Here is a 23,587-nt window from a genome sequence, read left to right on the forward strand (position 1 = left end):
GCGTGGCAAACGCCGGCCAAGCCGCTACAATGGGACGCGCTCCTCCCACCCGAAATAAAGGCAAGCTCATGCACCAGTGGTACCAGTGGCTCAAGCGGTTGATAGGCGGCGCCGCGCCGCGCAGCGCGCTGCCGCCAGCACCTCCGGCACCGCCAGCGCCGCCCGAGGTGCCGCCCGCAGCATCGCGGACCGTGCCACAGGCCGCCGCCGCGCCTGCACCAGCGGCACCGCCAGCCGCACCGCCGCAGGCCAGTCCCGCCGCCGTGCCGGCCGCCCCCACCTTCGAGCAAAAAGACCTGCTCAACACCCGCTACAACCGCTGGCTGTTCGGCGCCGCGCACGAGGACACGCTGGAAACCAGCGGCGCCGAGCAGCGCATCCTGCAGACACTGTCCGCCATCGCCGGCTCGCCCACCTCCGGCGCGGATCTGATGCGCCGCATGCCCGGCCTGATCCCGCAACTGCTGCAAAGCCTGCGCAGCGAGCACTTCGCCGGCGCCGACATCGCGCGCAAGATCTCCAACGACGTGGTGCTGGTGGCTGCCGTCATCCGCCTGGCCAACGGCGCCATGCTGCCCGGCGCGCAAGCCATCGCCAGCGTGGAGCACGCGGTCATCGTCATCGGCCAGGAAGGCCTGCGCCAGCTCATCACCACGGTCGCCTTCAAGCCGATCATCGACCTCAACTCCGGGCATTACACCAGGCTGCTGGCGCCGCGCATCTGGGAGCAGTCCGAGCGCTGCGCCGCCGCCAACCGGGCGCTGGCCGAAGCGCTTGGCGTGGATCCTTTCGAGGCCTTCCTGGCCGGCCTGGTGCAGAACGCCGGCCTGCTGGTGTCGCTGCGCATGATGGACCAGGCGGCGGGCGAATCCAGGGACCTGGGCAGCCCCATGTTTTGCGCCCAGCTGCTGCGCAGCGCGCGCCTGGTATCGGCCGCCATCGCGCACGACTGGCACTTCCCGCCCGCCGTGACGCAGGCGGTGCGCGAGCTGGACGCGCTGCAGAAAGGCGCGCCGCTGTCCCCCATGGGGCGCCTGCTGTCGCTGGGCGACCATCAAAGCAAAACCGCCATCCTCGAAGAACAAGAGACCACCCAATGACCCCAGCAGAACCATCCCTGCCGCTGTCCGGCATCCGCGTGCTCGACCTCACCCGGCTGCTGCCCGGCCCAGCCGCCACCATGCAGCTGGCGGACCTGGGGGCCGAGATCATCAAGATCGAAGATCCCGGCCCGGGCGACTACGCGCGCGCGATGGGCCCCGTGCGCAAGGAGGTGTCGCAATTTTTCGTGGCGGTCAACCGCGGCAAGCGCTTCCTGCGCATGGACCTGAAGGACGCGGCCCAGCGCGAACAGCTGCTGGCCATGGTGGAGCAGGCGGACGTGCTGGTGGAGAGTTTCCGGCCCGGCGTGATGGACAAGCTGGGCCTCGGCTGGGACGTGCTGCGCGCGCGCAATCCCAAACTGGTGATGTGCGCCATCTCCGGCTACGGCCAGGACGGGCCTTATGCCATGCTGGCCGGGCACGACATCAACTACGTCGGCTACGCCGGCATGCTCGACCAGAACGCCGCTCCCGACGGCCGCCCCGCCCTGCCCAACCTGCAGGTTGGCGACCTGCTGGGCGGCGCGCAGGCTGCGCTGCAAGGCATCCTGGCGGCGCTGGTGGCGGTGAAGATGGGCGGCATGGGCCGCTTCGTGGACGTGTCGATGACGGACGCGGTATTCGCCAACAACATCATGCCGCTGGTGGCCGTGAACAACGGCGGCGACGCCGCACCCGGGCGCGACCTGCTGACCGGCGGCGTGCCCTGCTACAACGTGTACCGCACCAGCGATGGCCGCTACATGGCGGTGGGCGCGCTGGAACTGAAATTCTGGCAGGCCTGCTGCGACGTGCTGCAGCGGCCGGACCTGAAGGCGCGCCACTGGCAGCTCGGCCAGCAGGTGGGCGGGCCGGACGCGCTGGCGGTGCAGGCAGAGCTGGAGGCGGTCTTTGCGCAGCGCACGCTGGCCCAGTGGACCGAAGCTTTCGCGGGCAGCGACTGCTGCGTGTCGCCCATACTGCGCACCAGCGAGGCGCTGGTGCATCCCCTGTTCCAGGCGCGCGGCATGGCGGTACGGGCCGTGCATGAGAGCGAGGGCGAGTACTGGGCAGCGGCCGGGCCGCTCAAGTTCAAGGCATGATGCTCAACCCGGACGAGGTGGAGTTCAGCGCCATCCGCGCGCAGGGGCCGGGCGGGCAGAATGTGAACAAGGTGTCGAACGCGGTGCACGCGCGCTTTGATATCGCGGCGTCTTCGCTGCCGGACGCGGTCAAGGAACGCCTGCTGGCGTTGCGCGACACGCGCATTACCAAGGACGGCGTGGTGGTGCTCAAGGCGCAGCAGGCGCGCAGCCTGGAGGCGAACAAGGAGGAAGCGCTGAGGCGCTTGCAGGAGCTGGTCGACAGCGTGGCCGTGCTGGCCAAGCCGCGCCGTCCAACGCGCCCCACGCGCAGTTCGCAGCGCAAGCGGCTGGACGGCAAGACCAAGGATGCCGCGGTCAAGAAGCTGCGGGGGAAGGTGGAGATGTGATGCCGCGGGCGGCGCGGCGGCGGGTTACGGTGCTGCGCACCTAACCCGCCCTACGCCATCCGCCGTACGAACGTGGCGCGCAGCGCGTCATCCGCCGGGCTGCGCCTGCGGCAGCGACGGCGACGCCGCCGCCCAATCGACCGAGCCGCTGCTGCCGGCGAAGATGGCGGCGATGCCGGACGTGCTGCCGCGCAGCCTGGCCTTGATCTCTTTCGGCGCGCGGTCGTAGGGTGCGCCCAGGTCCGGATTGAATTTCATCTCGCGCACGATGGTGTCGCCCGTCACCAGCTGCACCGTGCAGCGCCCGTGGCCGATCACGGTTTCCTTCTGCTTGCGCACGATCACGGCCTGCTCCAGCGCCACTGCCTCCTGCGCCCTGGCCTCCTTCACGCTGAGCGACAGCTTGCCCACCGAGCGCAGTGCCGGCCCGACCGAGACCGCCATCTTCTGGAACAGCACCAGCTGCTCCGGCGTCAGCATCACTTCCTGCTTGCGCACGCTGGTGGCCAGCGTGAGGTAGTTGCGCAGCTCGGGCTCGCCGGCGATGGCGTCCAGCTCCGCCTTGAAGCGCTGCGCCTGCGCGCCGAAGCGTGCCGCGCGTTCGGTGTGCCCGGCAATGGCCTGGTCATACTTGGCGGTGTCCGGCACCAGCGGAAACAGCAGCATCTCGGTCTGCCTGCGCGGCCCCGCACGGCCCACCTCGATGCGGCGCGCAGCGATGGCGCAGCCTTCGGCGCTCTTGATCAGCACCTCATCCGCGATGATCTCGCAGTTGCTGGCCTCCCCGATCACCACCCGCGTGCCGGAAATGACGCAGCTCTCGGCCCGCCCCAAGACCACCTCGCCCAGCTTGGTCTGTATCACCGCGCCCGAGGCCACGCCCTTCACCGCCACATTGCCGCCCGCGTTGACGGCGCTGCCGCCAATCAGGTTGCGCTGCAGCGCGATGTTGCCGCCGCGGGAAATGATATTGCCGAACACGTCGCCATGGATGGTGATGTTGCCGCCCTCCACCACGCGCTGCTCCTGCACCTCGCCGAATTCCTCGTACTCGCCGGTGAGCTGCAAATTGCCCGTGGTGCGCACGCTCACGCCCTCGCGGCTGATGATCTTGGGGCCGATCGAGATCTTCTTGCTGCCGTCGATGCTGATGAAGCCCTCCAGCGCCGACACCAGGTATTCCACGCCGCCTGCCTGCTCCAGCATGGTGCCCGGGCCGGCCACGCTGGCCAGGTCGATGTCGCGCGGCTCGGGCGGTTCCAGCGGAATGCCGGACAATTCATAGCCGCGCAGGCCGGCCGAACGCGGCACCTTCTTGAGCAGCTTCACGCCCGGCGGCACCTGCGGGAAGCGGTTCTGGAAGGTGTGCAGGTCGAAGCGGCCGTTGGCCGTTTCGCGCGGCGCGTTGCTGCGGTGGATGCTCTGCGAGACTTCGACAATGGCCGCGTCGCGCCCCGGCGTGGCGGGCAGCCTGCGCGCCACGATCAGCCGCGCCACGCGCCCGGCGGCGATGGTGGCCTTGACGGCAGGCGCGTCGATGCCGAAACGGATACCCTTGACCCACATGTCGGCCACGAATTCGTCGAAGGCCAGGCGCGCCGGTTCGGGCGGCATGTCGGGGACGTTGAAGAACACCGGCTCGAAGTAGTACTCCGCTTCGCCGTTGACGATGCGCACCGATTTATACAGTTCGCGCCGCTGGGCAGGGAACGGTTCGATGCCGCTGGCGAAGCGGATCAGGGGCTGGTCCTTGAGATTGTGCGGCAGCTCGGCGCCCACGCCATACAGCACGCGGATGAAAACCGCGTAGTCCAGGCCCGCGAAGCAGGCCCCGGCCAGGAAATAATGGTTCACGCCGGCCAGGCAGGCGGCCGGCGTGGCGTCCCCCTTGAAGAAGACGCCGTCCGCGCGCTTGACGATGGACGACGGCAGCTCGCCTTCCGCTGGCGAATCTGCGGCCTGGACGTCGTTCTGCACCACGCCTCCTTAATCCGGCTCGACGCTGTAGATCCAGTCCAGCGACCCGAGTGAGTCGGAGAACAGGCTTTCGTAGCCCGCGTGCGGCCCGCGCAGGAAGGCTTTGCCATCCTTGGGCGCCATCTGGTGGGCCGCCGGCGTGCCGTCTTTCAGCGGCATGCTGCGCACCAGGGTCTCACCGGACACCATGCCGATCTTACACCCGGCCAGCCCGTTCGAGGCCAGCTTCTGCTTGCGCAGCTCGTCCACCTGGGCGCGCCGCACCATCTGCTGCGACTCGGCCGCCTTCATCTTCTGCAGCAAATGGCCGACGGTCTTGAGCTGCGGTTCGACGGCGGCGGCCATCTTCTTGAGCTGCGGGGCCTGCTCCGCCGTGAGAGTCAGCTCGCCCTTGCGCATCTGCGCGGTCAGCGTCATGTAGCCGCGCACTTGCGGGATGGCGGTGATCTGCTCGGCCTCCTCGCGGAACTGCTGGCGCAGCTGTTCGAGCGCGTCGATCTTGCCAACCAGCTCGGCGATTTCGCCGTTGAGCGGCCCCATGTCCGGCACCTGCACCAGCACCAGCATTTCGCTCTGCTTGCGCGGACCGGCGCTCTCGATGGCGACGCGCCGCGCCGCCACGGCGCAGCCCTCGGCCAGGCCGATGGTCACCTCGTCGGCCAGGATCTCGCAGTTGGACGCCTCTTCGATGGTAACCCGGGTGCCGACGATGACGCAGCTCTCGGCCCGCCCGGCGATCTTGATTTCGCCGTCGCGCGTGTGCAGCGTAGAGCCGGAGGCGACGCCCTTGACGCGGATATCGCCCTTGACGTTGTAGGCGCTGCCGCCCACCAGGTTGGCGCCGAGAACAATGGTGCCGCCGGTGGAGTTGATGTGGCCGAACACATTGCCGCGAATGGTGATGTCGCTGCCGTCCACCGCGCGCATTTCCTGCACGTCGCCGAACTCCTCGAAGGCGCCGGCCAGCGCCAGGTTGCCCGTGGTGCGCCCGCTCACGCCTTCCCGGCTGACGATCTTGTCACGCACGGCGATCTTGCCGCTCTTGGTGTCCACGTCCAGGAAGCCGTCCTGCGCGGCCACCAGGAATTCGCCGTCCGGCGTGTTCTCGATCACGGTGCCGTCGCCCACCCAGCGGCGGAAATCCAGGTCGGCCGGCGGCTGCGGCAGCAGCGCCGTGCCGGCCATCTCCAGGCCTGGCGCGCCGGCTTGGCCGGGCACTTTCTTGAGCAGGTGCATCCCCTGGCGGATCTGCGGGAAGCGGTTCTGGAAGCTGTTCAGGTCCACGCGGCCGTCGGCTTTTTCGCGCGGCGCGTCGCTGCGGTGCAGCTCCTGCGACACCTCCACCACGTGCGCGTCGATACTCTTGCCCGGTTCCAGGCGGCGCGCCACGGTGCTGCGGTCGCCGCGCGCGGCGGCAATGCCGGCCCGCACGTTGTTGGCGTCGATACCGTAGCGGATGCCCTTGGTCCACATGTCGGCCACGAACTCGTCGAACTCCAGCTTGACCGGCCGCTCGGGAATCAAGGTGCCGTCAGGCAACTCCATGGCGTCCAGGAACAGCGGCTCGAACACGTACTCGGCGATTTCCTTGTCCATTTTGACGGCGCGGTACAGCGCGCGGCGCTGCGGGTCGAACCTGCGGATGACGTCGGCGATGCGGATCAGGGACTGGCCGGGCGGCCCAGGCGGCAGCGGCGGGCCGACGTTGAACAGGGCCTTGGTGAAGACCGGGTAATCGAGCCCGGCAAGGTAGGCGCCGGCCGAGAAGATCTGGTTGACCGCGGCCACGAACACGGGCCCCTGCAGGGAGGCGTCCAGGTACACCCCATCCGGGCGCTGGATCACGCCATGGGGCAACGCTGACGCGGCAGCTTCGGCTACATTGTCCACCAGAAATCTCCTTCAGACCTACGCCAAATGCCAGCCCCCGCGTCACACGCGGCAGCCGGCATTCTCACAAGTAACCAATGTTACACGCAAGTCAAGAAAAGCAGGGAATTTTCGGTATGTGGATGATGCTTCCATGCTACGCCGGCAGACAATCCGGCGCTGGCTTGAGAACTATCAATAACGCGGCAGTCAACGACGCGGCGGCAAAGCGTACACTTCGGCGCCCGCTTCGTTGATCTGGCGGCGCAGGTCGCGGCGCTCGTCGGCCGTCATGCGGACCCGGCGCGACGCCTCGGCATTGTTGGTGCTATCCTGAAGCATGCGGCGGCGCTCCTCGGCGCGCATTTCCATGTCGCGCTGGACGCGTTCGCGGTCTTCATTGCGGTTGCGGTCGCTGCGCTCTTCCTTGCGCTGCGGCGGATTGTCGGGACCGGAAGCGAACACCGGCGCTACCGCGCCCAGCAGGGTACAGACGGCCAGCGCTCCCACGGAAGCGCGGACCAGCTTGGACGCTTGGCGCGCCGCGTTCAGTTTGTCGGGATGCTTGTTCATGGTATTCCTCTGTAGCTTTACTGCCATGCGACCAGTGTATGGACATTTCCCCCCGGGGGTAAGACCAATTGGGTAAAGTTTGTAACAGTTTGTAATGGGTTGGCAAGGACATTTGCCTGCGGCGAATATGACGTTACCATAGCAACATAATTAAGACAATTCTGACAGCATGACAACTATGACTTCGACTGATTCCAGCAACAGCCCCAGCTCCGCCAACAGCGGCGGCCATCAAGCCAAGATCATGGTGGTGGACGATGACGTCCGCCTGCGCGACCTGCTGCGCCGCTATCTCACTGAACAGGGCTTCAACGTCTTCACGGCGGAAAACGCCACCGCCATGAACAAGCTGTGGCTGCGCGAGCGCTACGACCTGTTGGTGCTGGACCTGATGCTGCCGGGCGAGGACGGCCTGTCGATCTGCCGCCGCCTGCGCGGCGCCGGCGACCAGACCCCCATCATCATGCTGACCGCCAAGGGCGAAGACGTGGACCGCATCGTCGGCCTGGAAATGGGCGCGGACGACTACCTGCCCAAGCCCTTCAACCCGCGCGAGCTGGTGGCCCGCATTGGCGCCGTGCTGCGCCGCAAGCAGCCCGACGAAATCCCGGGCGCGCCGTCCGAGACGCCGCAGACCTTCGAGTTCGGCCAGTTCGTGCTGGACCTGGGCACGCGCACGTTGAAAAAGAACGGCGAGACCGTGCCGCTGACCACGGGCGAATTCTCGGTGCTGAAAGTGTTTGCGCGCCACGCGCGCCAGCCGCTCTCGCGCGAAAAGCTGATGGAACTGGCGCGCGGCCGCGAATACGAAGTGTTCGACCGCAGCCTGGACGTGCAGATTTCCCGCCTGCGCAAGCTGATCGAGCCGGACCCGTCCAGCCCGCTGTACATCCAGACTGTGTGGGGCCTGGGCTACGTATTCATTCCGGAGGGCCAGCCGCGCTAGCTTGCCGGTAGCGTCGCATGAAACTGTCCCGCTATATCCAACTGTCGTCGCTGAAGAGCGGGCTGTTCTGGCGTACCTTCCTGCTGATGGGCGTGCTCACCACGCTCAGCATGTCGGCTTGGGTGGGCCTGGTGAGCGTGCTGCAGCGCGAGCCGCAGGTGCAGCAGATCTCGGCCCAGGTGATCTCCGTGGTCACCATCACCCACGCCGCCCTCACCCACTCCGCGCCCGAGCTGCGGCGCGAGCTGCTGTTCGAGCTGGTGTCGAACGAAGGCATCCGCGTGTTCACGCTGGAGGACGACGACGAGGTCGAACCGCCGCCCGCCACGGCCCTGATGCCCGACATCGAAGCGCTGGTGAAAGCCAAGCTGGGCGCCGACACGCGCTTTTCGCGCAGCGTGAACGGCATGCCGGGCTTCTGGGTCAGCTTCAACATCGGCGAGGACCGCTACTGGCTGATGCTGGAGCGCGAACGCATCCGCGGCATGACCGGCATCCAGTGGCTGGGCTGGGCCAGCGTGGTGTCGGTGGTGTCGCTGCTGGGCGCGGCGCTGATTTCCAGCCTGATCAACCGCCCGCTGGCGCGCCTGACGGCCGCCACGCGCGAACTGGCCGAAGGCCGCCGCCCGGACAAGCTGCCTGAAAAGGGTCCGGCCGAAATCATCCAGGCCAACCGCAGCTTCAACCAGATGGTGGAAGACCTGCAGCAGGTCGAATCGGACCGCGCCGTGATCCTGGCCGGCATTTCGCACGACCTGCGCACGCCGCTGGCGCGCATGCAGCTGGAAGTGGAGATGGCCAGCCTGTCGAACGAGGCGCGCGAAGGCATCCAGTCCGACATCGGCCAGATGGACGCCATCATTGGCCAGTTCCTCGACTTCGCCAAGCCGACCGAAGCGTCCACCTTCACCACCGTGGACATGACGGCGCTGCTGAGGGAAACCGCGCACGAAGCGGAACGCCTGCCGGACGTGCGCATTACCAGCAACGTCGCCGACATCACCGACGGCGCCACCGTGCTGGGCAACCCGACCGACCTGAAACGCGTGCTGAACAACCTGGTCGAGAATGCGCGCCGCTACGGCAAAACGCCGGGCACCGACTACACCGAGATCGACATCAAGTGCAGCGTGAAGGGCATGCACACCTTCAAGCGCGTCACCATCGAGGTGCAGGACCACGGCGTGGGCGTGCCCGAGGACCAGATCCAGGCCCTGCTCAAGCCCTTCACGCGCCTGGACAGCGCGCGCGGCCAGGCCAACGGCGCCGGCCTGGGCCTGGCCATCGTGGACCGGGTGCTGCTGCGCCACGGCGCCGAACTGCAAGTGCGCAACCGCGAAGGCGGCGGCCTGCTGTTCCAGATAACGATGAAAGTGATGGCCTAGCCGCTTGCCCGCCGCCGCCTTGTGGCTATAATTCGGCATGCACGAAAATACCCTCCCCCGCCCAAGCCAGCCCGCCGCGTCCCTGTCCACCCTGTCGGGCCGCGTGCTCGGCCTGGCCAACCTGGGCCTGGCGGTGATCGACTCGAAACACCGCATCGTCTTGTGGAACCAGTGGATGGCCAGCCATTCCGGGCTGTCCGCCAGCCGCGTGCAGGGCAGCGACCTGTTCGAGCTGTTCGAGGAACTGCGCGGCCAGCGCGTGGAGCAGGCGGTGCACAGCGCACTGCAGAACGGCACCGCCGCCAGCCTGCCGCACGGCCTGAACCGCGCCCCATTCCCGCTCTACCCGTCCGGCACCTGGGGCGGCGAGCGCATGGAGCAGGCGGTGTCGGTGACGCCGTTCACCGAGGGGAAGGAAAAATACTGCCTGATCGAAGTGAGCAACGTGAGCAGCACCATGGGCCGCGAGCGCCAGCTGCGGGTGCAGGCCGAAGCGCTGCGCGCGCAATCCTATGTGGACGGCCTGACCGGCATCGCCAACCGCCGCCACTTCGACGTGGCGCTCAGCCGGGAACTGAAACGCGCCAGCCGCAACGACAGCCCGCTGTCGCTGCTGCTGATGGACATCGATTCCTTCAAAGCCTATAACGACCACTTCGGCCACCAGCAAGGCGACGCCTGTCTGACGCTGGTGGCGGAAGCCTTCGCCGCCAGCCTGCAGCGCCCGGCCGACCTGGCGGCGCGCTACGGCGGCGAGGAATTTGCCGCCGTGCTGCCGGACACCGACCTGGCGCAAGCGCAGATCGTGGCCGAATCCATCCGCGCCCGCGTGGCCGCGCTGGACGTGCCGCACGCACCGGCCGCGGTGCATCCCAACGTCACCTTGAGCATCGGCGTGGCCGCCTTCAGCAAGACCGAACTGAACGACGCCGCCGCCATGCTGGGCGCGGCCGACCGCGCGCTGTACGTGGCCAAGAAAGCCGGCCGCAACTGCGTCGTCGTCGGCACGCCGCTGGCGGCCGAATAACTTCACCGCGCGGTGACAATGTGCGTATCTTTCACGGGTCAAAGCGCGGTATAACACCGGCTTTGCCACCCGGAGTTTACCGAAATGCGTATCTGTCCTGTATTGATCCTCGCGCTCGCCAGCGCCGTGCCGCTCGCAGCCGCCGCGCAGACCGGGGAACCGGCCCCACGGCATACGCTGAAGGAAAGCGAACCGCCCACAGGCAGCAGCATCAAGCGCAACATCAGCAGCGGCCGCTTCCCCTACGATAAGGCCTACGCCGACTTGAGCGATGCGGACAAGGCATTGCTGCGCGCGAACTACGAGGACATGGGTCCCGACGACGAACCGCCCTTCCCCTTGCGCGGCTACAAGGCGGTCTTCAAGGCGCTATACGAAATCCAGCGCAAGCTCGCAATCACAGGGGTGATCGACATTGGCATCATGGTGGACGCGGAAGGCAAGGGAACCAGCGTGAAGGTCTACAGATCCCCCGATCCCGAACTGACCAGGATAGTGGCAGCGCTGATGATCGTCGAGCAGTACAAGCCTGCGCTCTGCCATGGCCAGCCCTGCACGCAGGAATTCCCGTTCAAGGTGCGGTTCGAGCGGCAGTAAGGGCTACATCAAGGGAGCCAGCGAGGGTCGTATATCCAGCGCTTCACCGTCGTCGCGGTACGGTGTGTTCTTGGCTCCGCTGCCGCCAAGATCATTGGCGGCATAGTCTGGCGCCTCGACAGCAATGCGCCGCAGGGACGCCGTCACGCGTAAGCCCCGCCCTGGCCCATGAATGCGTTGGCGGATCAACCCTTTGGAACGCGTCATGACCGTCTCCTTTAAGACGTCAATATAGCTCCGATGATCCAGGCGCTAGTCCCCGGCCACGTGCGCCTCGCCGGTGGCGTAGAACTGGCCCCCTGCGACATAGTGCAGGCTGCGCCAGGATGGGTCTGCAGATTCGAATTTCCAGTGCCCGTGCTCGAAGGCGCGCGTGTCCGCCCATGCCGCCACCACTTCGCCGATGTACAGGTCGTAGGTGTGCTGGTTGTGCGGCTCGGGGATCACTTTGCAGGCCAGCCAGGCCGAGCAGCCTGTCACGAAAGGCAAGTCGTGGCCGGGGATGCTGAACAGGTGCGCGCTGGCGCGGGCGAGTTTGTCCGGCGTATCGGCCATGCTGTGCGTGCCCACCTGGTGCGTCAGGCGCAGCTGCGCCAGGGTCGGCACCTGGATCACGAACATGCCGCTGCCGTCCACCAGCGCGCGCGTGCTGGTGGCCTTGTCCAGCACCACGGTCAGCTTGGGCGGCGAAAAATCCAGCGCGCAGGCCCATGCCGCCGCCATCACGTTGTCCACCCCGCCGTGGCGCGCCGACACCAGCACCGTGGGGCCGTGGTTGATCAAGCGGTAGGCCTTCTGCAGCTCCACCTGTGCGATATGGCTGTCCACGATGTGCCGCCTAATTTAATCGGGGAAGCGGGTGGACCAGACCACGCTGAAAATCTTCCACTTGCCGTCGCGTTTCACCATATTCCAGCTCTCGATGCCGAAATTGGTGACCTTGTTATCGGCCAGGAATTCGTAGTCGAACACCACCCAGGCCATATGGCCATCCTGCGTGATCTTCACGTTGTAGAACTTTTCCTGCACCGGCACCTTGCTGCGCGCAATGCTGCTCGCGAAGGCGGAGTAGCCGCCGCCGCCCATGCCGTCGTCGTTCACGTCCATCGTCTCACGGCTCTTCTTGACAAAGGCCTCCGTGGCGGGCGACGTGAACAGAATGTGCTGGTTCAGCACCAGCGCCGACAGGCGCTTGGCGTCCCTGGCGATGATGGCGGCCTGGAATTCCTCCGTGACCTGGGTGATGGCCTTGACGTCGTCCGCGTTGCTGACGGGCGCCGGCGGCTGCGCGTGCAAGGCGGCGCTGGCGGCCAGCGCGGCGACGGCAAGCAGTGTGCGGATGCTCATTATGCGGATGCCCATTTTCCCTCGTAGATTGGATGGCCTTCGTCGATGTGCAGCGTAACACGCACGGGCAGTTTGCCGGACAGCGGCGCGAAATGCGCGTCCACCTGCGCCAGCAGCGTCCTGCCCACCCGCTCCACCAGCGCCGCGCTGCGCCCCGCCGTGATGCGCAGGTTCAGGTAGACGAACACCTTGTCCGGCGCGCCGTCCGCCACCGCATGGTGCGGCGCCGGATAGGCCAGCACGCGCGTGCCGTTCAGCGGGAAGATGGCGTGGCCGCCGTCGTCTTCCATCTGAACCAGGGTGCGCGCCAGGCGCGCGCATAGCTGCTGCATGTCGCTGTGCGCGTCCAGCGTGCCGCAATAATCGATGTGTAGGTGGGGCATGGCGCGCTCAGTTCCGGTTGGCGGTGGAGGTCCGCAAAATCAGCTGCGGCTCGATCCTGGTGTAGCGGTCGGTCGCTTTGCCGTCAATGATGGCCAGCAGTTTCTCCATGGCCGTGGCGCCCATGCGCTCGCTCTGCAGGTCCACGGTGGTGAGCGCCGGCGAGGCGTAATTGCCGAACTGGATATTGTCGAAGCCGGCCACCGACAGGTCGGCCGGCAGCCGGAAACCCAGCGTTTGCGCGGCCTTCATGAAGCCCAGCGCCATCAGGTCGTTGTAGCAGATCAGCGCGTCCGGATGCTCGGCGCCCAGCATGATGGACGAGCAGATGCGCTCGCCTTCCTGCGAGGACGGCGACGCGGTGTCGTATACCGCCAGCTCCAGGCCATGCGCTGCCAGGCATTCCTTCACGCCGCCGACGCGCTCCTCGTCGCGGCGCGAACGGGAAAAGCCGAGGTAGGCGAACTTGCGGTGCCCCTGGGAGACCAGGTGGCGCGCGAGCATGTAGGCGCCGCGATGGTCGTCGCTGGCCACGGTGGGCAGCTCCAGAGTCGGCAGGCGGCCGAAGAACACCAGCGGGCGGTCCATCTCCACCAGCCAGCGCAGCTCCGCTTCCTGCAGGCGCGAGAAGACGATCATGCCGTCCACCCGGCGGCTGAGCGCCTCCAGCAGCTGGCGTTCACGGTCCGGGTTTTCCTCCGTGTCCACCAGCAGCACGGTGTAGCCGTGCGCCTGGGCCACCCGGTTGGCGCCCTTGACGATGCTGGTGAAATGGGGATTGGCGATGTCCAGCACGGACAGGCCGACGGTCTTGGTGCGGCCGGTGATCATGGACTGCGCCAGCGGATTGGAACGGTATCCCAGCTCCGCGATCACGCGCTTGATGGTTTCCTCCACCGGCGGCGAGAAGCGCTGCGCGCCGTTGACGAACTTGGACACGGTGGCGGTGGAGACGCCAGCGGCAGCGGCGACATCGCGAATGGTCGGAACACTTTTCTTCATGAGGCGGTAGGCGCTATCTGCATGCACGTGAGGAGAGTGATCTTATCATGGCGAAATCGTTTATCTGCTAATCTTGCAGCCATGATGATGAAGCTGAAGTTGGCCGCCGCCGCCGCTGCCGCCGCGCTGGCGATGTGGGGCGTGATGCAGCACAGCGCGCAACGGGCGCAGACCCGCGCCGCCGCGCCGCCGGCCCGTGCCGTGCCGCCTGCCCCCTCCTCCACGCTCGGCGGCAGCAGCTGGTTCAGCGCCGTGGGCGGCCCGCCGGCGGCCGAGGCGCCCGCCGAGCCGCTTCCGCTGGACCGGCAAGTCCGCCTGCTGGCGGCGACCGGCAAGCCGGAGGACAGTTTCCGCGCCTACAACCTGATCGACGACTGTATGACCTTCCAGAGGCTGGGCACGCTGCCCTTCCTGCACTTCCCGGACAATACCGAGATGACCGCTGCGGAAAAGGCCGCCCAGGCCAGGCAGTGCGCCAGCCTGACCGAGCTGCACCGGCGCGCGCGCATCGACTACCTGGCGGCTGCCGCGAAAGCCGGCGTCGCGGGCGCGAACGTCGCGTTCATGGTGGCCGGCCCCTTCGGCGACCGGGATGCACTCACGACGCGGCCTGACGATCCGCTGGTGGTCGAGTGGAAGCAGCAGGCGCTGGCGCAGTTGACCAGCGAGGCCATGAAGGGCGACATCGCCAGCCTGGACACGCTGTGGACCGGCCACCTGAGCGGCTGGATCGCCATCCCCAGGGACCCGGTGCTGGCCTACACCTATCACGCCGCCCTGCAGCGCATCGACCACCAGCAGAATCCCGACATCACCGACGGCCCCTATAGCGGCAATATGTTCGCCTTCCTGAAGGACGGACTCACGCCGCAACAGCTGGCCGCCGCCGACGCCCAGGCCGAGCGCATCGCGCAGAACTTCCGCCAGCGCCGGGAAGCGCAGCGCCAGTAGGCACAACAAAAAGCCCAGCGTAAAGCGGTCTCGCTTCACGCTGGGCTCCGGACCACGGTCCGTTTTCAAGCCATCACAGTTACAGGTCGGTGATTTCCTTGTGCTTGGGCACCAGGGTCTTCATCACGCCCCACGCCGCCAGGTAGGCCAGTGCGCAGAAGGTGAACATGATCATGTAGCCGGTCTGGATCTGGCCCAGCGCGCCGTAGTAGTCGAACAGCCAGCCGCCCACCTTGGACACGGCCACGCCGCCCAGGCCGCCGGCCATGCCGCCGATGCCCACTACCGACGCCACCGATTTCTGGGGGAACATGTCCGACACGGTGGTGAAGATATTGGCCGACCATGCCTGGTGCGCCGAGGCGCCCACGCCGATCAGCAGCACCGGCACCCAGAAGCTGATGTAGCCCAGCGGTTGCGCCAGCAGCACCACCAGCGGGAACAGCGCGATCACCAGCATGGCTTTCATGCGGCCGTCGTAGGCGTGCATGCCCTTGGCCATGAAGTAGGCCGGGAACCAGCCGCCGCCGATACTGCCCACCATGGTCATGCTGTAGAGCACGGCCAGCGGCACCACGATGTCTTCCTTGCCCATGCCGTACTGGACAGACAGGTACTTGGGCAGCCAGAACAGGAAGAACCACCAGACGCCGTCGGTCATGAACTTGCCGAACGCGAAAGCCCAGGTCTGGCGGTAGCCCAGCAGCTTGAACCACGAGGTCTTTTCGCCGGCCGGCGCCGCAGGCGCGGTGGCCACGGCATCGCTGCGGATATAGGCCAGCTCGCCCGGCGACAGGCGCTTCTGGCGGTCCGGCGTGTCGTACATCAGCTGCCAGGCCAGCATCCAAAGGAAGCCCACCGCGCCGATGGCGATGAAGGCCATCTGCCAGCCCCAGTTGATGGCGATCCATGGCACCGTCAGCGGCGCCAGGATGGCGCCCACGTTGGCGCCCGAGTTGAAGATGCCGGTTGCGAAGGAGCGTTCCTTGCGCGGGAAGTATTCGGCCGTGGCCTTGATGGCGGCCGGGAAGTTGCCCGCCTCGCCTACCGCCAGCACCGCGCGCGACAACATGAAGCCGGCGATCGAGACGGGAATGGCGGCCATGCCGAAGGCGCCCAGCACCTTGGCGATGCCCTCGCCCATCGGCACCGAGTAGGCGTGCATCACGGCGCCTATCGACCAGATGATGATGGCCAGCACGTAGGCTTGCTTGGTGCCGATGCGGTCCACCACGCGGCCGGCGAACAGCATGGAAATGGCGTAGACGAACTGGAAAACGGCTGTGATGTTGGCGTAGTCGCTATTGGACCAGCCGAATTCCTTGGACAGGTCCGGCGCCAGGAGACTGAGCACCTGGCGGTCCAGGTAGTTGACGGTGGTGGCGAAAAACAGCAACGCGCAGATGGTCCACCGGTATTTGCCAATAACTTGCTGGCTGACAGGCTCACTCAGGTTCATAGGAATCACTTATTCTGGTTGGTCGTTCCGGCCCCTATCTCCACGGGACCTCTAAGTTGTATGTCATCGTACAACCTTGAGGTGCGGCAGGCAAGCAAAAAATAGTACAAAAATATATTTGTGTAGCGTGTCGATCTGGCGTTTCTCCGTCCGTCGTGTGAGTATGAGCGCCGCAGTTGCGTTCAGACCTGATCAACCCATCTATTCAGTTAGCAAGGAGATAGTCATGACCCAAGTTGCCCCCATCCCAGAAGGTTTCCAGACCGTAACTCCTCACCTGGTCTGCGAAGGTGCCGCCGACGCAATTGAGTTCTACAAAAAAGCCTTCAACGCCGTCGAAATGATGCGCATGCCCGGCCCCGGCGGCAAGGTGATGCACGCCCAGATCAAGATCGGCAACGCCATCGTGATGCTGGTGGACGACTTCCCTGAATGGGGCAGCGTCGGCCCGAAAGCGCTGAAGGGCTCCCCTGTCGTGCTGCACATGTATGTGGAAGACGTGGACAAGGCCTACGAGCAGGCCGTGGCCGCCGGCGGCACCGCCAAGATGCCGCCCGCCGACATGTTCTGGGGCGACCGCTATGGCATGCTGGTGGATCCGTTCGGCCACAGCTGGTCCATCGCCACCCACAAGCGCGACATGACGCCGGAACAGATGGACGCGGAGATGAAGCAATCCATGTCCGAAAACTGCCCCGGCCAGCCGGCTTGAAAGGAAGCACCATGCGATTCATGCTGATAGTGAAAGCCACGCCGGAGTCCGAAGCCGGCAAGATGCCCAGCCAGGAGCTGCTGACGGCGATGGGCAAGTTCAACGAGGAACTGGTGAACGCCGGCGTGCTGCTGGCCGGCGAAGGCCTGCACCCGAGCTCGCGCGGCGTGCGTGTGCGTTTCTCGGGAAAGAACCGCACCGTGATCGACGGTCCGTTCGCGGAAACCAAAGAGCTGATTGCGGGCTTCTGGCTGGTTCAGGTAAAGTCGCTGGAAGAAGCGATTGAATGGGTGAAGCGCTGCCCCAATCCGATGGAAAGCGAGTCCGACATCGAAATCCGCCAGGTGTTCGAGATGGACGATTTCGGCGCCGAGCTCACGCCTGAACTGCGCGAGCAGGAACAGCGCACCATGGCGAAGGCGGCGGCGCTGCAGAGGCAACATTAATTTTTTCAAGGAGCAGGCAATGCAGTTCATGATCTTACGCAGGGGCGACAAGGTATCGGAAACGGCGGGCTTCCCGTCGGCGGAACTGGTGCGCGCCATGCCGTCGGCAAAGTGGCTGCAGCCCAGCTCAAGCGGCCTGCGCATGACGCGCAGCGCCGGCCAGTGGCACGTCAGCGATGAGGGCCCGTTCGACCCGCGCGAGCTGGTGGCGGGCTTCACCTTCATCGAAGCGGCTGACCGCGAGGAAGCGGCGCAATGGGCCAGCCAGTGGCCGGTGGCGGACGCCGAGGGCCAGGCCGAGCTGGAAGTGCGGCAGGCCGGCTGCCCCGGCGGCTGCGTGGGCTTCGACATGGATACGCTGCCGGAGGGCGCGCCGCCGGACCTCAAGCCGGCCGCGCTCAAGCCCGGCATGAAGCCCTACGCCGTGCTGCTGCGCTCGGACGCCGGCAGCGAGGCCGACCTGGAACCGCCCGCCGCAGTCATCGACACCATGAACCGCGCCAACCAGGCCGGCATCCGCGCCGGCATCGCCCTGGCCGGTGAAGGCCTGCGCGCCTCCGCCAAGGGGGCGCGCGTGAAATTCAGCGGCGGCCGGGCCTCCATCATCGACGGGCCCTACACCGAAGTGAAGGAGCTGATCGCCGGCTACTGGCTGGTGCAGGCCGCATCCATCGAAGGCGTCATGGAATGGGTGAAGAACTACCCCTACCCTCAGCCGCCGGAAGTGGACGTGGTGGTGGAACTGCGTAGCGTTCACGTTTAGCCCCGTGAACCAGCAAGGCATCCACCGCGCCATCGAGGCGGTCTGGCGCATCGAATCGGCCAAGATCATCGCCGTGCTGGCGCGCATGCTGCGCGACGTCGGCCAGGCCGAAGAGATCGCGCAGGACGCGCTGGTGAGCGCACTGGAGCGCTGGCCCGACAGCGGTACGCCCGACAATCCGGCCGCCTGGCTGATGACGGTGGCCAAGAACCGCGCCCTCGACCACCTGCGCCACCGCAAGCTGGAACAGGACAAGGAAACCGAACTCACTTACGAAATCGAAGGCCTGCTGCAGGACGCCGCGCCCGACCTGGAGCGCGCGCTGGACGACAACATCGGCGACGACCTGCTGCGCCTCGTGTTCGTGGCCTGCCACCCGGTGCTGTCCACCGAGGCGCGCGTGGCGCTGACCCTGCGGCTGCTGGGCGGCCTCACCACCGACGAAATCGCGCGCGCCTTCTTTGTGCCGGAAGCCACGGTGGCGCAGCGCATCGTGCGCGCCAAGCGCACGCTGGCCGAAGCCAAGGTGCCGTTCGAGGTGCCGCGCGGGCACGAGCTGGTGGAGCGCCTGGCGTCCGTGCTGCAAGTGGTCTACCTGATCTATAACGAAGGCTATTCCGCCAGCGCGGGCGCGGACTGGATGCGGCCTGCCCTGTGCGAGGAAGCGCTGCGCCTGGGCCGCGTGCTGGCCGAGCTGGCGCCGCAGGAACCCGAAGTGCACGGGCTGGTGGCGCTGATGGAAATCCAGTCCTCGCGCGCGCGCGCCCGTACCGACGCGCGCGGCGCCCCGGTGCTGCTGCTGGAGCAGGACCGCTCGCGCTGGGACCAGCTGCTGATACGGCGCGGCCTGGCGGCGCTGGCGCGCGCCGAACAGACCGGGCGCGGCCTTGGGCCGTACGCGCTGCAAGCGGCCATCGCCGCCTGCCACGCCCGCGCGCGCCGCGCCGAAGACACCGACTGGGCCCGCATCGCCGCGCTGTACGACGGCCTGGCGCAGCTGGCGCCCTCGCCCGTGGTGGAACTGAACCGCGCCGTGGCGCTGTCGATGGCGTTCGGCCCGGAGACCGGCCTGGAAGTGGCGGACGCGCTGCTGGACGAGCCGGCCCTGAAAAACTACCACCTGCTGCCCAGCGTGCGCGGCGACTTCCTGTTCAAGCTGGGCCGCAAGACCGAGGCCCGCGCCGAATTCGAGCGCGCCGCCGCGCTGGCGCAAAACGAGCGCGAACGCGACCTCCTCCTCACCCGCGCCGCCGCCTGCGCCGAACTGCCTGCCCCCGAACGCGGTCAATAAGTCTCTGCGGAGCCGTCCGGCGTTGCGTCCGCTAACCGATCTTCCTGCTCCGGCGGATAGGTGATGCGCAAGCCGTCGACGCGGGCGAACGGCGTCAGTTTATGCGGGCGGCGCTGGCGCGCGTCGATAATCTCGTCCACCGGGACGCCGCGCACCAGCAGGGCGTCCGCCACCAGCGAGCGGTGGCAGCGCCATGGCACGGCTTCCGCGCACATCAGCGCGCACGGCTTGCTGTGGCCCAGCTCAACGACCGCGTCGACGTTTTCCGCAAATTCATCGGTCTGCATGTAATCGGCGTAGCCGCGAAACGACAGGTTGCGCCAGCCGGCATTCGGAGAGTCCTTGCGCGCGCGGCGCAGGCCGCCCAGGCCGGGCAGGTAGCGGTATTCGATGCCGGCCCCGGCCAGCGAGGCCGATAGCTGGTCCTGCCCGAACTGCGGGTTGTGGCGCGACTTGGGCACCGTGCGGATATCCAGCACGCAGGCGATCCCGTTCTGGCGCAGCAGCGCGAGGAAGTCTTCGATGCTGCGGTTAGAATGGCCGATGGTGCAGATGGGTTCCGGTGTCATGCGCATCTCTCGCGGTAGCCGAGCGCCCATTCTGGCACGAAGCTGCCACGCACAGCGCACAGCGCGCAATGCGCACCTGCAGCCATGTGGCCCCAAGCCGCGCGCGAGAACAGCGCGTGCCAGCGGTAAAATGTTCGTCCGCACCCTGCCGGTGGATAGCCCACCTTTGCCATGCCAGCTACAGCCCCCCAGCCCAACGCCGTCTTTTTCATCGCGCTCAACGCGGGTTCCGGCCACTCGGAAACCGCGGAGCGGCGCACGACCATCGAGTCGGTGCTGCGCGAAGCCGGCCGGCAGTTCCAGCTGACGGTCATCGATCAGCCGGACACCATCGACCAGGTTGCCGCCCAGCTTGCCGGGCAGGCCGCTGCCGCTGGCGGCGTGCTGGTGGCCGCCGGCGGCGACGGTACCATCAACGCAGTAGCACGGCAGGCTATCGCGCACGGTTGCGCGTTCGGGGTTCTGCCGCAAGGCACCTTCAATTACTTCGGCCGCACACACGGCATTCCGGAAGATCTGAGCGAGGCGGTACACGCGCTGCTAGCCGCGCGCGTGCATCCGGTGCAGGTGGGGATGGTGAACGACCGCGTATTCCTCGTCAACGCCAGCATTGGCCTGTACCCACGGCTGCTGGAAGAGCGTGAGCACGACAAGAAGCAGTTCGGCCGCAGCAAGCTGGTAGCAGTGTTGTCGGCCGTCAAGACCATTTTGACGCCGCACCGCCGCCTGCGCCTTGTGCTGCAGATCGACGGCGAGCTGCGGCGTCTACGCACCGCTACTTTCTTTGTCGGCAACAACCGCCTGCAAATGGAACAAGTCGGCATGCCACCGCTTGGCGCCGCAGTGGAAGACGGCAGGCTGGCGGCCGTGGCGCCGCGCACCAAAGGCAAACTGGGCATGTTGTGGCTCATGCTGCATGGCGCGCTGGGCCGGCTGGGGCACATGAACCAGGCCGACGAGCTGGCGACCTTCAGCTTCACCCGCATGCAGGTGAAGGTGCGCACGCTGGCGCGGCGCCGCAAGGTCAAGGTAGCCACCGATGGCGAAGTGACCTATATGAGCAACCCGCTCGAATTCCGCGTGATGAAGGAGCAGCTGTTGCTGTTGAAGCCGGGTTGAAGCCGAGCTGACGCAGGCGCGGTTGCGCCCGCGGTCAAGCCGGCTCTACTCGCTCAGGCAAGCATTGCATGCGGCTTCCGGGAAGCGCGCCTGGCAAAGGCGCTTGCCGGGGTATTTGAGTTCCAGGCCCTTGTAGTAGGTGCAGCTGTCCGGCTGCAGCCTGGTGATGGCTGGCTGCTGGTAAGTCAGGCCGGACTTGTCTGTCACGCTGAGGCGGGAACCATTGCTGTCCGAGCGCAGTTCGATGCCGCCGTTCTTTGTGATGAGCGTGAGCGCACTGTCCTGCGTCGGATCGGGACCGGCCACCATGAGGGCCGCCATGCGGTGCTTGGAATCCAGCGTGATCATGGCGTTGCTGCCCTCGTCCTGCGTGACGTAGCCGCCGCGCTCGATGCCTTCTTCGTCGTAGATGATCATGCCGGCTGCCTTGCTGCCGCGCTTTGCCACGTGGCCGCCTGCCATGACCGCGTCCGGCAAATCGCCACCCAGGCGGGCGCGCACGATGCCCTTGCCGTCGACCACCACCACCTCTTTCGCCCGGACGCTGTCGAAGATCGCGTTCTTGAGGCTGGCTCCCGCGATGGCGCTGCCGCCTGCCAGCAGCAGCAAGCCTGCGATCCACGCGCCGTTCTGGCGGTTGAGGCGCTTGCGCAGCCGGGCATTGTCTTGCTCGACCGCGAGCAGCCGTTGTTCGATACTGGTCAAATCATGCCTCCTGGCCTGGGTGGAACTGCGTGGAACGTCATTGCTAATTTTGCCACGTTTCCACCGAGAAAGGCAAGCTCAGGGCGTGCGGCTGCGCGGGAAGCGCGGCAGGCCGTCGCCCAGGTGCAGCCAGCCGAGCTGGCCTTCCACCTGGGTATGGTCCTGCGGCGGCAGCGCTTCCGGGTCATCGAGGCTGCAGGTGGTGATGTCGATGTAGCCGGCGCCGGCGTCGGATTCGTAGGTCAGGTGGGCGCCGCAGCGGCCGCAGAAGCAGCGCGTGACGCCGGGGCTGGAGGCGAAGCGCTGCGGCGTGCCCTGCATGTAGCGGAACGCCGCCAGCGGCGCCGTGAACCATGCCACGCACGGCGCGCCGGCAATGCTGCGGCAGCTTTCGCAGTGGCACAGCGTGGCGCTCGATACCGGTCCGCGCACCTCATAGCGCACCGCGCCGCAGTAGCAGCCGCCGACCCAGGCAGTTTGGATATCCATGTGGTCCTCCCGATCGCGTTTCGGGCATTGTAGCGGCTGGCCGCAGATGGCGGCGCAGGCGCCAACGCGTTTTGCGGCGCTGAGCGATAATGGCGGGCTCAAGCCAGCCACATTATCCCAGGAGCCTGCTTTGCTTAACTTCGATTTCTACAATCCCACCCAAATCCTGTTCGGCCAGGGCCAGATCGCGGCCATCACGCCGCTGGTGCCGGCCGGCGCGCGCGTGCTGATGCTGTACGGCGGCGGCAGCATCAAGCGCAACGGCGTCTACGACGAAGTGAAGGCGGCGCTGAGCGGCCACACGGTGATCGAGTTCGCCGGCATCGAGCCGAACCCGCACTACGAAACGCTGATGAAGGCGGTGGAAATCGTGAAGGCGGAGAAGATCGACTTCCTGCTGGCGGTGGGCGGCGGCTCCGTGATCGACGGCACCAAGTTCGTGGCGGCGGCAGCGCTGTTCGGCGATGAGGACCCGTGGCTGATCCTGAAGAAAGGCGGCACCAACATCACCGCCGCCCTGCCCATCGGCGCCGTGCTGACCCTGCCCGCCACCGGTTCCGAAATGAACCCGGCCAGCGTGGTCACGCGCGCGGCCACGCAGGAAAAGCGCGCCTTCCACAGCCGCCACGTGTTCCCGCAATTCTCCGTGCTGGACCCGAGCAAGACCTTCACGCTGCCGCTGCGCCAGGTGGGCAACGGCGTGGTGGACGCCTATGTGCACGTGATGGAGCAGTACCTGACCTACCCCGCCAACGCGCCGGTGCAGGACCGCTGGGCCGAAGGCCTGCTGCTCACCCTGATCGAGGAAGGCCCGAAAACGCTGAGCGAGCCGGAGAACCTGGACGTGCGCGCCAACGTGATGTGGAGCGCCACCATGGCGCTGAACGGCGTGATCGGCGTGGGCGTGCCGCAGGATTGGGCCACCCACATCATCGGCCACGAACTGACCGCGCTGTACCACCTGGACCACGCGCAGACGCTGGCGGTGGTCCTGCCAGGCATCCTCACGGTGCGCAAGGAAGCCAAGCGCGCCAAGCTGCTGCAGTATGCGGCGCGCGTCTGGGGTCTTACCGAAGGGGATGAGGACAGCCGCATCGCCGCCGCCATCGAGCGTACGCGCGCCTTCTTCGAGCAGATGGGCGTGAAGACGCGCCTGTCCGGCTACGGCCTGGACGCGTCGGCCATCGACGCCGTGGTGGCCGCGCTGGAAGCGCACAAGATGGTGAAACTGGGCGAGCACCGTGACGTGGATGCAGCAGCCGCCCGCGCGGCACTGGAGCTCAGCTTGTAAAGCATGCTACACTTGTATTTCGCTAGGGGTCCTGGGAACGCGTTTTCCGGGTGAGAGATACCCTTCGTACCTGATCTGGATAATGCCAGCGAAGGAAAGCGCAAAGTTGTTTCC

The 23,587-nt window shown here is 66.7% G+C and carries 26 protein-coding genes and 1 riboswitch; of the genes, 14 read left to right on the forward strand and 12 right to left on the reverse strand.

Going from position 1 to position 23,587, the window contains the following annotated elements; genetic code table 11:
- Positions 1-68 precede the first annotated feature (68 nt).
- From ASC94_RS16760 to arfB, 3 genes are read left to right on the forward strand one after another with little or no spacing between them, the layout of a single operon-like run.
- Positions 69-1,100: an HDOD domain-containing protein gene (locus ASC94_RS16760; protein WP_056397057.1), complete on the forward strand. Its 1,032-nt coding sequence runs from the start codon at positions 69-71 to the stop codon at positions 1,098-1,100.
- Positions 1,097-2,185, forward strand: coding sequence for a CaiB/BaiF CoA-transferase family protein (locus ASC94_RS16765; RefSeq protein ID WP_056397062.1), 1,089 nt, complete (start codon positions 1,097-1,099; stop codon positions 2,183-2,185). The genes ASC94_RS16760 and ASC94_RS16765 overlap by 4 nt, the downstream gene beginning before the upstream one ends.
- Positions 2,185-2,574 carry an alternative ribosome rescue aminoacyl-tRNA hydrolase ArfB gene (arfB, locus tag ASC94_RS16770; RefSeq protein WP_056397066.1) on the forward strand — a complete coding sequence of 130 codons (390 nt, stop codon included), beginning with the start codon at positions 2,185-2,187 and terminating at the stop codon, positions 2,572-2,574. The genes ASC94_RS16765 and arfB overlap by 1 nt, the downstream gene beginning before the upstream one ends.
- An 87-nt stretch (positions 2,575-2,661) precedes the next feature.
- On the opposite strand, the gene ASC94_RS16775 is transcribed toward arfB, so the two are convergent.
- From ASC94_RS16775 to ASC94_RS16785, 3 genes are all read right to left on the reverse strand, one after another.
- Complete coding sequence (locus tag ASC94_RS16775; RefSeq protein WP_056398083.1) at positions 2,662-4,551, reverse strand: flagellar assembly protein A; 1,890 nt, start codon at positions 4,549-4,551, stop codon at positions 2,662-2,664.
- A 9-nt stretch (positions 4,552-4,560) separates the two neighbouring features.
- On the reverse strand, positions 4,561-6,441 hold the full coding sequence (locus ASC94_RS16780) for a flagellar assembly protein A (protein WP_229417301.1): 1,881 nt from the start codon (positions 6,439-6,441) through the stop codon (positions 4,561-4,563).
- 189 nt (positions 6,442-6,630) lie between these two features.
- Positions 6,631-6,993, reverse strand: a complete 363-nt coding sequence (locus ASC94_RS16785) for a hypothetical protein (RefSeq protein ID WP_056397069.1) — start codon at positions 6,991-6,993, stop codon at positions 6,631-6,633.
- Positions 6,994-7,171: 178 nt separating this feature from the next.
- Here ASC94_RS16785 and ompR point away from each other — a divergent pair, with 178 nt between their 5' ends.
- The 4 genes from ompR (at position 7,172) to ASC94_RS16805 (ending at position 10,948) form a co-directional block, all read left to right on the forward strand.
- The gene (ompR, locus tag ASC94_RS16790; protein ID WP_056397073.1) at positions 7,172-7,939 is read left to right on the forward strand and encodes a two-component system response regulator OmpR; all 768 of its coding nucleotides are present in this window, start codon (positions 7,172-7,174) and stop codon (positions 7,937-7,939) included.
- Between the two features lie 17 nt (positions 7,940-7,956).
- On the forward strand, positions 7,957-9,324 hold the full coding sequence (locus tag ASC94_RS16795; protein ID WP_056397075.1) for an ATP-binding protein: 1,368 nt from the start codon (positions 7,957-7,959) through the stop codon (positions 9,322-9,324).
- Positions 9,325-9,361: 37 nt separating this feature from the next.
- The gene (locus ASC94_RS16800) at positions 9,362-10,351 is read left to right on the forward strand and encodes a sensor domain-containing diguanylate cyclase (protein ID WP_056397080.1); all 990 of its coding nucleotides are present in this window, start codon (positions 9,362-9,364) and stop codon (positions 10,349-10,351) included.
- 84 nt (positions 10,352-10,435) lie between these two features.
- Complete coding sequence (locus ASC94_RS16805) at positions 10,436-10,948, forward strand: energy transducer TonB (RefSeq protein ID WP_157201476.1); 513 nt, start codon at positions 10,436-10,438, stop codon at positions 10,946-10,948.
- Between the two features lie 3 nt (positions 10,949-10,951).
- Here ASC94_RS16805 and ASC94_RS32690 read toward each other — a convergent pair whose 3' ends face one another.
- From ASC94_RS32690 to ASC94_RS16825, 5 genes are read right to left on the reverse strand one after another with little or no spacing between them, the layout of a single operon-like run.
- Positions 10,952-11,155: a hypothetical protein gene (locus ASC94_RS32690; protein WP_157201477.1), complete on the reverse strand. Its 204-nt coding sequence runs from the start codon at positions 11,153-11,155 to the stop codon at positions 10,952-10,954.
- 45 nt (positions 11,156-11,200) lie between these two features.
- On the reverse strand, positions 11,201-11,776 hold the full coding sequence (locus ASC94_RS16810; RefSeq protein ID WP_056397086.1) for a flavin reductase family protein: 576 nt from the start codon (positions 11,774-11,776) through the stop codon (positions 11,201-11,203).
- Positions 11,777-11,791: 15 nt separating this feature from the next.
- Positions 11,792-12,295, reverse strand: coding sequence for a nuclear transport factor 2 family protein (locus ASC94_RS16815; protein WP_056397089.1), 504 nt, complete (start codon positions 12,293-12,295; stop codon positions 11,792-11,794).
- Entirely contained in the window at positions 12,295-12,678 is a 384-nt protein-coding gene (locus tag ASC94_RS16820; protein ID WP_056397092.1) for a 5-carboxymethyl-2-hydroxymuconate Delta-isomerase, read from the reverse strand. Before ASC94_RS16820 ends, ASC94_RS16815 begins: the two co-directional genes overlap by 1 nt.
- Positions 12,679-12,685: 7 nt before the next feature.
- Positions 12,686-13,678: a LacI family DNA-binding transcriptional regulator gene (locus ASC94_RS16825; RefSeq protein WP_056397095.1), complete on the reverse strand. Its 993-nt coding sequence runs from the start codon at positions 13,676-13,678 to the stop codon at positions 12,686-12,688.
- An 81-nt stretch (positions 13,679-13,759) separates the two neighbouring features.
- Between ASC94_RS16825 and ASC94_RS16830 the strand changes: the two genes are divergently transcribed.
- The gene (locus tag ASC94_RS16830) at positions 13,760-14,629 is read left to right on the forward strand and encodes a hypothetical protein (RefSeq protein WP_056397099.1); all 870 of its coding nucleotides are present in this window, start codon (positions 13,760-13,762) and stop codon (positions 14,627-14,629) included.
- A 79-nt stretch (positions 14,630-14,708) separates the two neighbouring features.
- Here the strand turns inward: ASC94_RS16830 and ASC94_RS16835 are convergent, their stop codons facing one another.
- Entirely contained in the window at positions 14,709-16,088 is a 1,380-nt protein-coding gene (locus tag ASC94_RS16835) for an MFS transporter (protein WP_056397102.1), read from the reverse strand.
- 226 nt (positions 16,089-16,314) lie between these two features.
- Between ASC94_RS16835 and ASC94_RS16840 the strand changes: the two genes are divergently transcribed.
- The 4 genes from ASC94_RS16840 to ASC94_RS16855 are packed head-to-tail and all read left to right on the forward strand — an operon-like array spanning position 16,315 to position 19,300.
- Positions 16,315-16,800 carry a VOC family protein gene (locus ASC94_RS16840; protein WP_056397105.1) on the forward strand — a complete coding sequence of 162 codons (486 nt, stop codon included), beginning with the start codon at positions 16,315-16,317 and terminating at the stop codon, positions 16,798-16,800.
- Positions 16,801-16,811: 11 nt separating this feature from the next.
- A complete protein-coding gene (locus ASC94_RS16845) occupies positions 16,812-17,246 on the forward strand; it encodes a YciI family protein (protein WP_056397107.1) in 435 nt (144 codons plus the stop codon).
- 28 nt (positions 17,247-17,274) lie between these two features.
- Complete coding sequence (locus tag ASC94_RS16850; protein WP_162251433.1) at positions 17,275-18,009, forward strand: YciI family protein; 735 nt, start codon at positions 17,275-17,277, stop codon at positions 18,007-18,009.
- Positions 18,010-18,013: 4 nt separating this feature from the next.
- Positions 18,014-19,300: an RNA polymerase sigma factor gene (locus ASC94_RS16855; protein ID WP_056397113.1), complete on the forward strand. Its 1,287-nt coding sequence runs from the start codon at positions 18,014-18,016 to the stop codon at positions 19,298-19,300.
- On the opposite strand, the gene ASC94_RS16860 is transcribed toward ASC94_RS16855, so the two are convergent.
- Entirely contained in the window at positions 19,294-19,869 is a 576-nt protein-coding gene (locus tag ASC94_RS16860; RefSeq protein ID WP_056398089.1) for a DUF488 family protein, read from the reverse strand. The two genes, ASC94_RS16855 and ASC94_RS16860, sit on opposite strands and share 7 nt — an antisense overlap.
- Positions 19,870-20,040: 171 nt before the next feature.
- On the opposite strand from ASC94_RS16860, the gene ASC94_RS16865 reads away from it, so the two are divergent.
- Positions 20,041-20,988 carry a diacylglycerol kinase family protein gene (locus ASC94_RS16865; RefSeq protein ID WP_056397116.1) on the forward strand — a complete coding sequence of 316 codons (948 nt, stop codon included), beginning with the start codon at positions 20,041-20,043 and terminating at the stop codon, positions 20,986-20,988.
- Between the two features lie 45 nt (positions 20,989-21,033).
- Here ASC94_RS16865 and ASC94_RS16870 read toward each other — a convergent pair whose 3' ends face one another.
- Positions 21,034-21,693, reverse strand: coding sequence for a hypothetical protein (locus ASC94_RS16870; RefSeq protein WP_056397119.1), 660 nt, complete (start codon positions 21,691-21,693; stop codon positions 21,034-21,036).
- Between the two features lie 78 nt (positions 21,694-21,771).
- Positions 21,772-22,182, reverse strand: coding sequence for a GFA family protein (locus ASC94_RS16875; protein WP_056397122.1), 411 nt, complete (start codon positions 22,180-22,182; stop codon positions 21,772-21,774).
- A gap of 130 nt (positions 22,183-22,312) precedes the next feature.
- Between ASC94_RS16875 and ASC94_RS16880 the strand changes: the two genes are divergently transcribed.
- Entirely contained in the window at positions 22,313-23,473 is a 1,161-nt protein-coding gene (locus ASC94_RS16880) for an iron-containing alcohol dehydrogenase (protein ID WP_056397126.1), read from the forward strand.
- Between the two features lie 14 nt (positions 23,474-23,487).
- Positions 23,488-23,587, forward strand: a riboswitch (TPP riboswitch).

Source organism: Massilia sp. Root418 (assembly GCF_001425265.1).
Classification (GTDB): Bacteria; Pseudomonadota; Gammaproteobacteria; order Burkholderiales; family Burkholderiaceae_D; genus Rugamonas.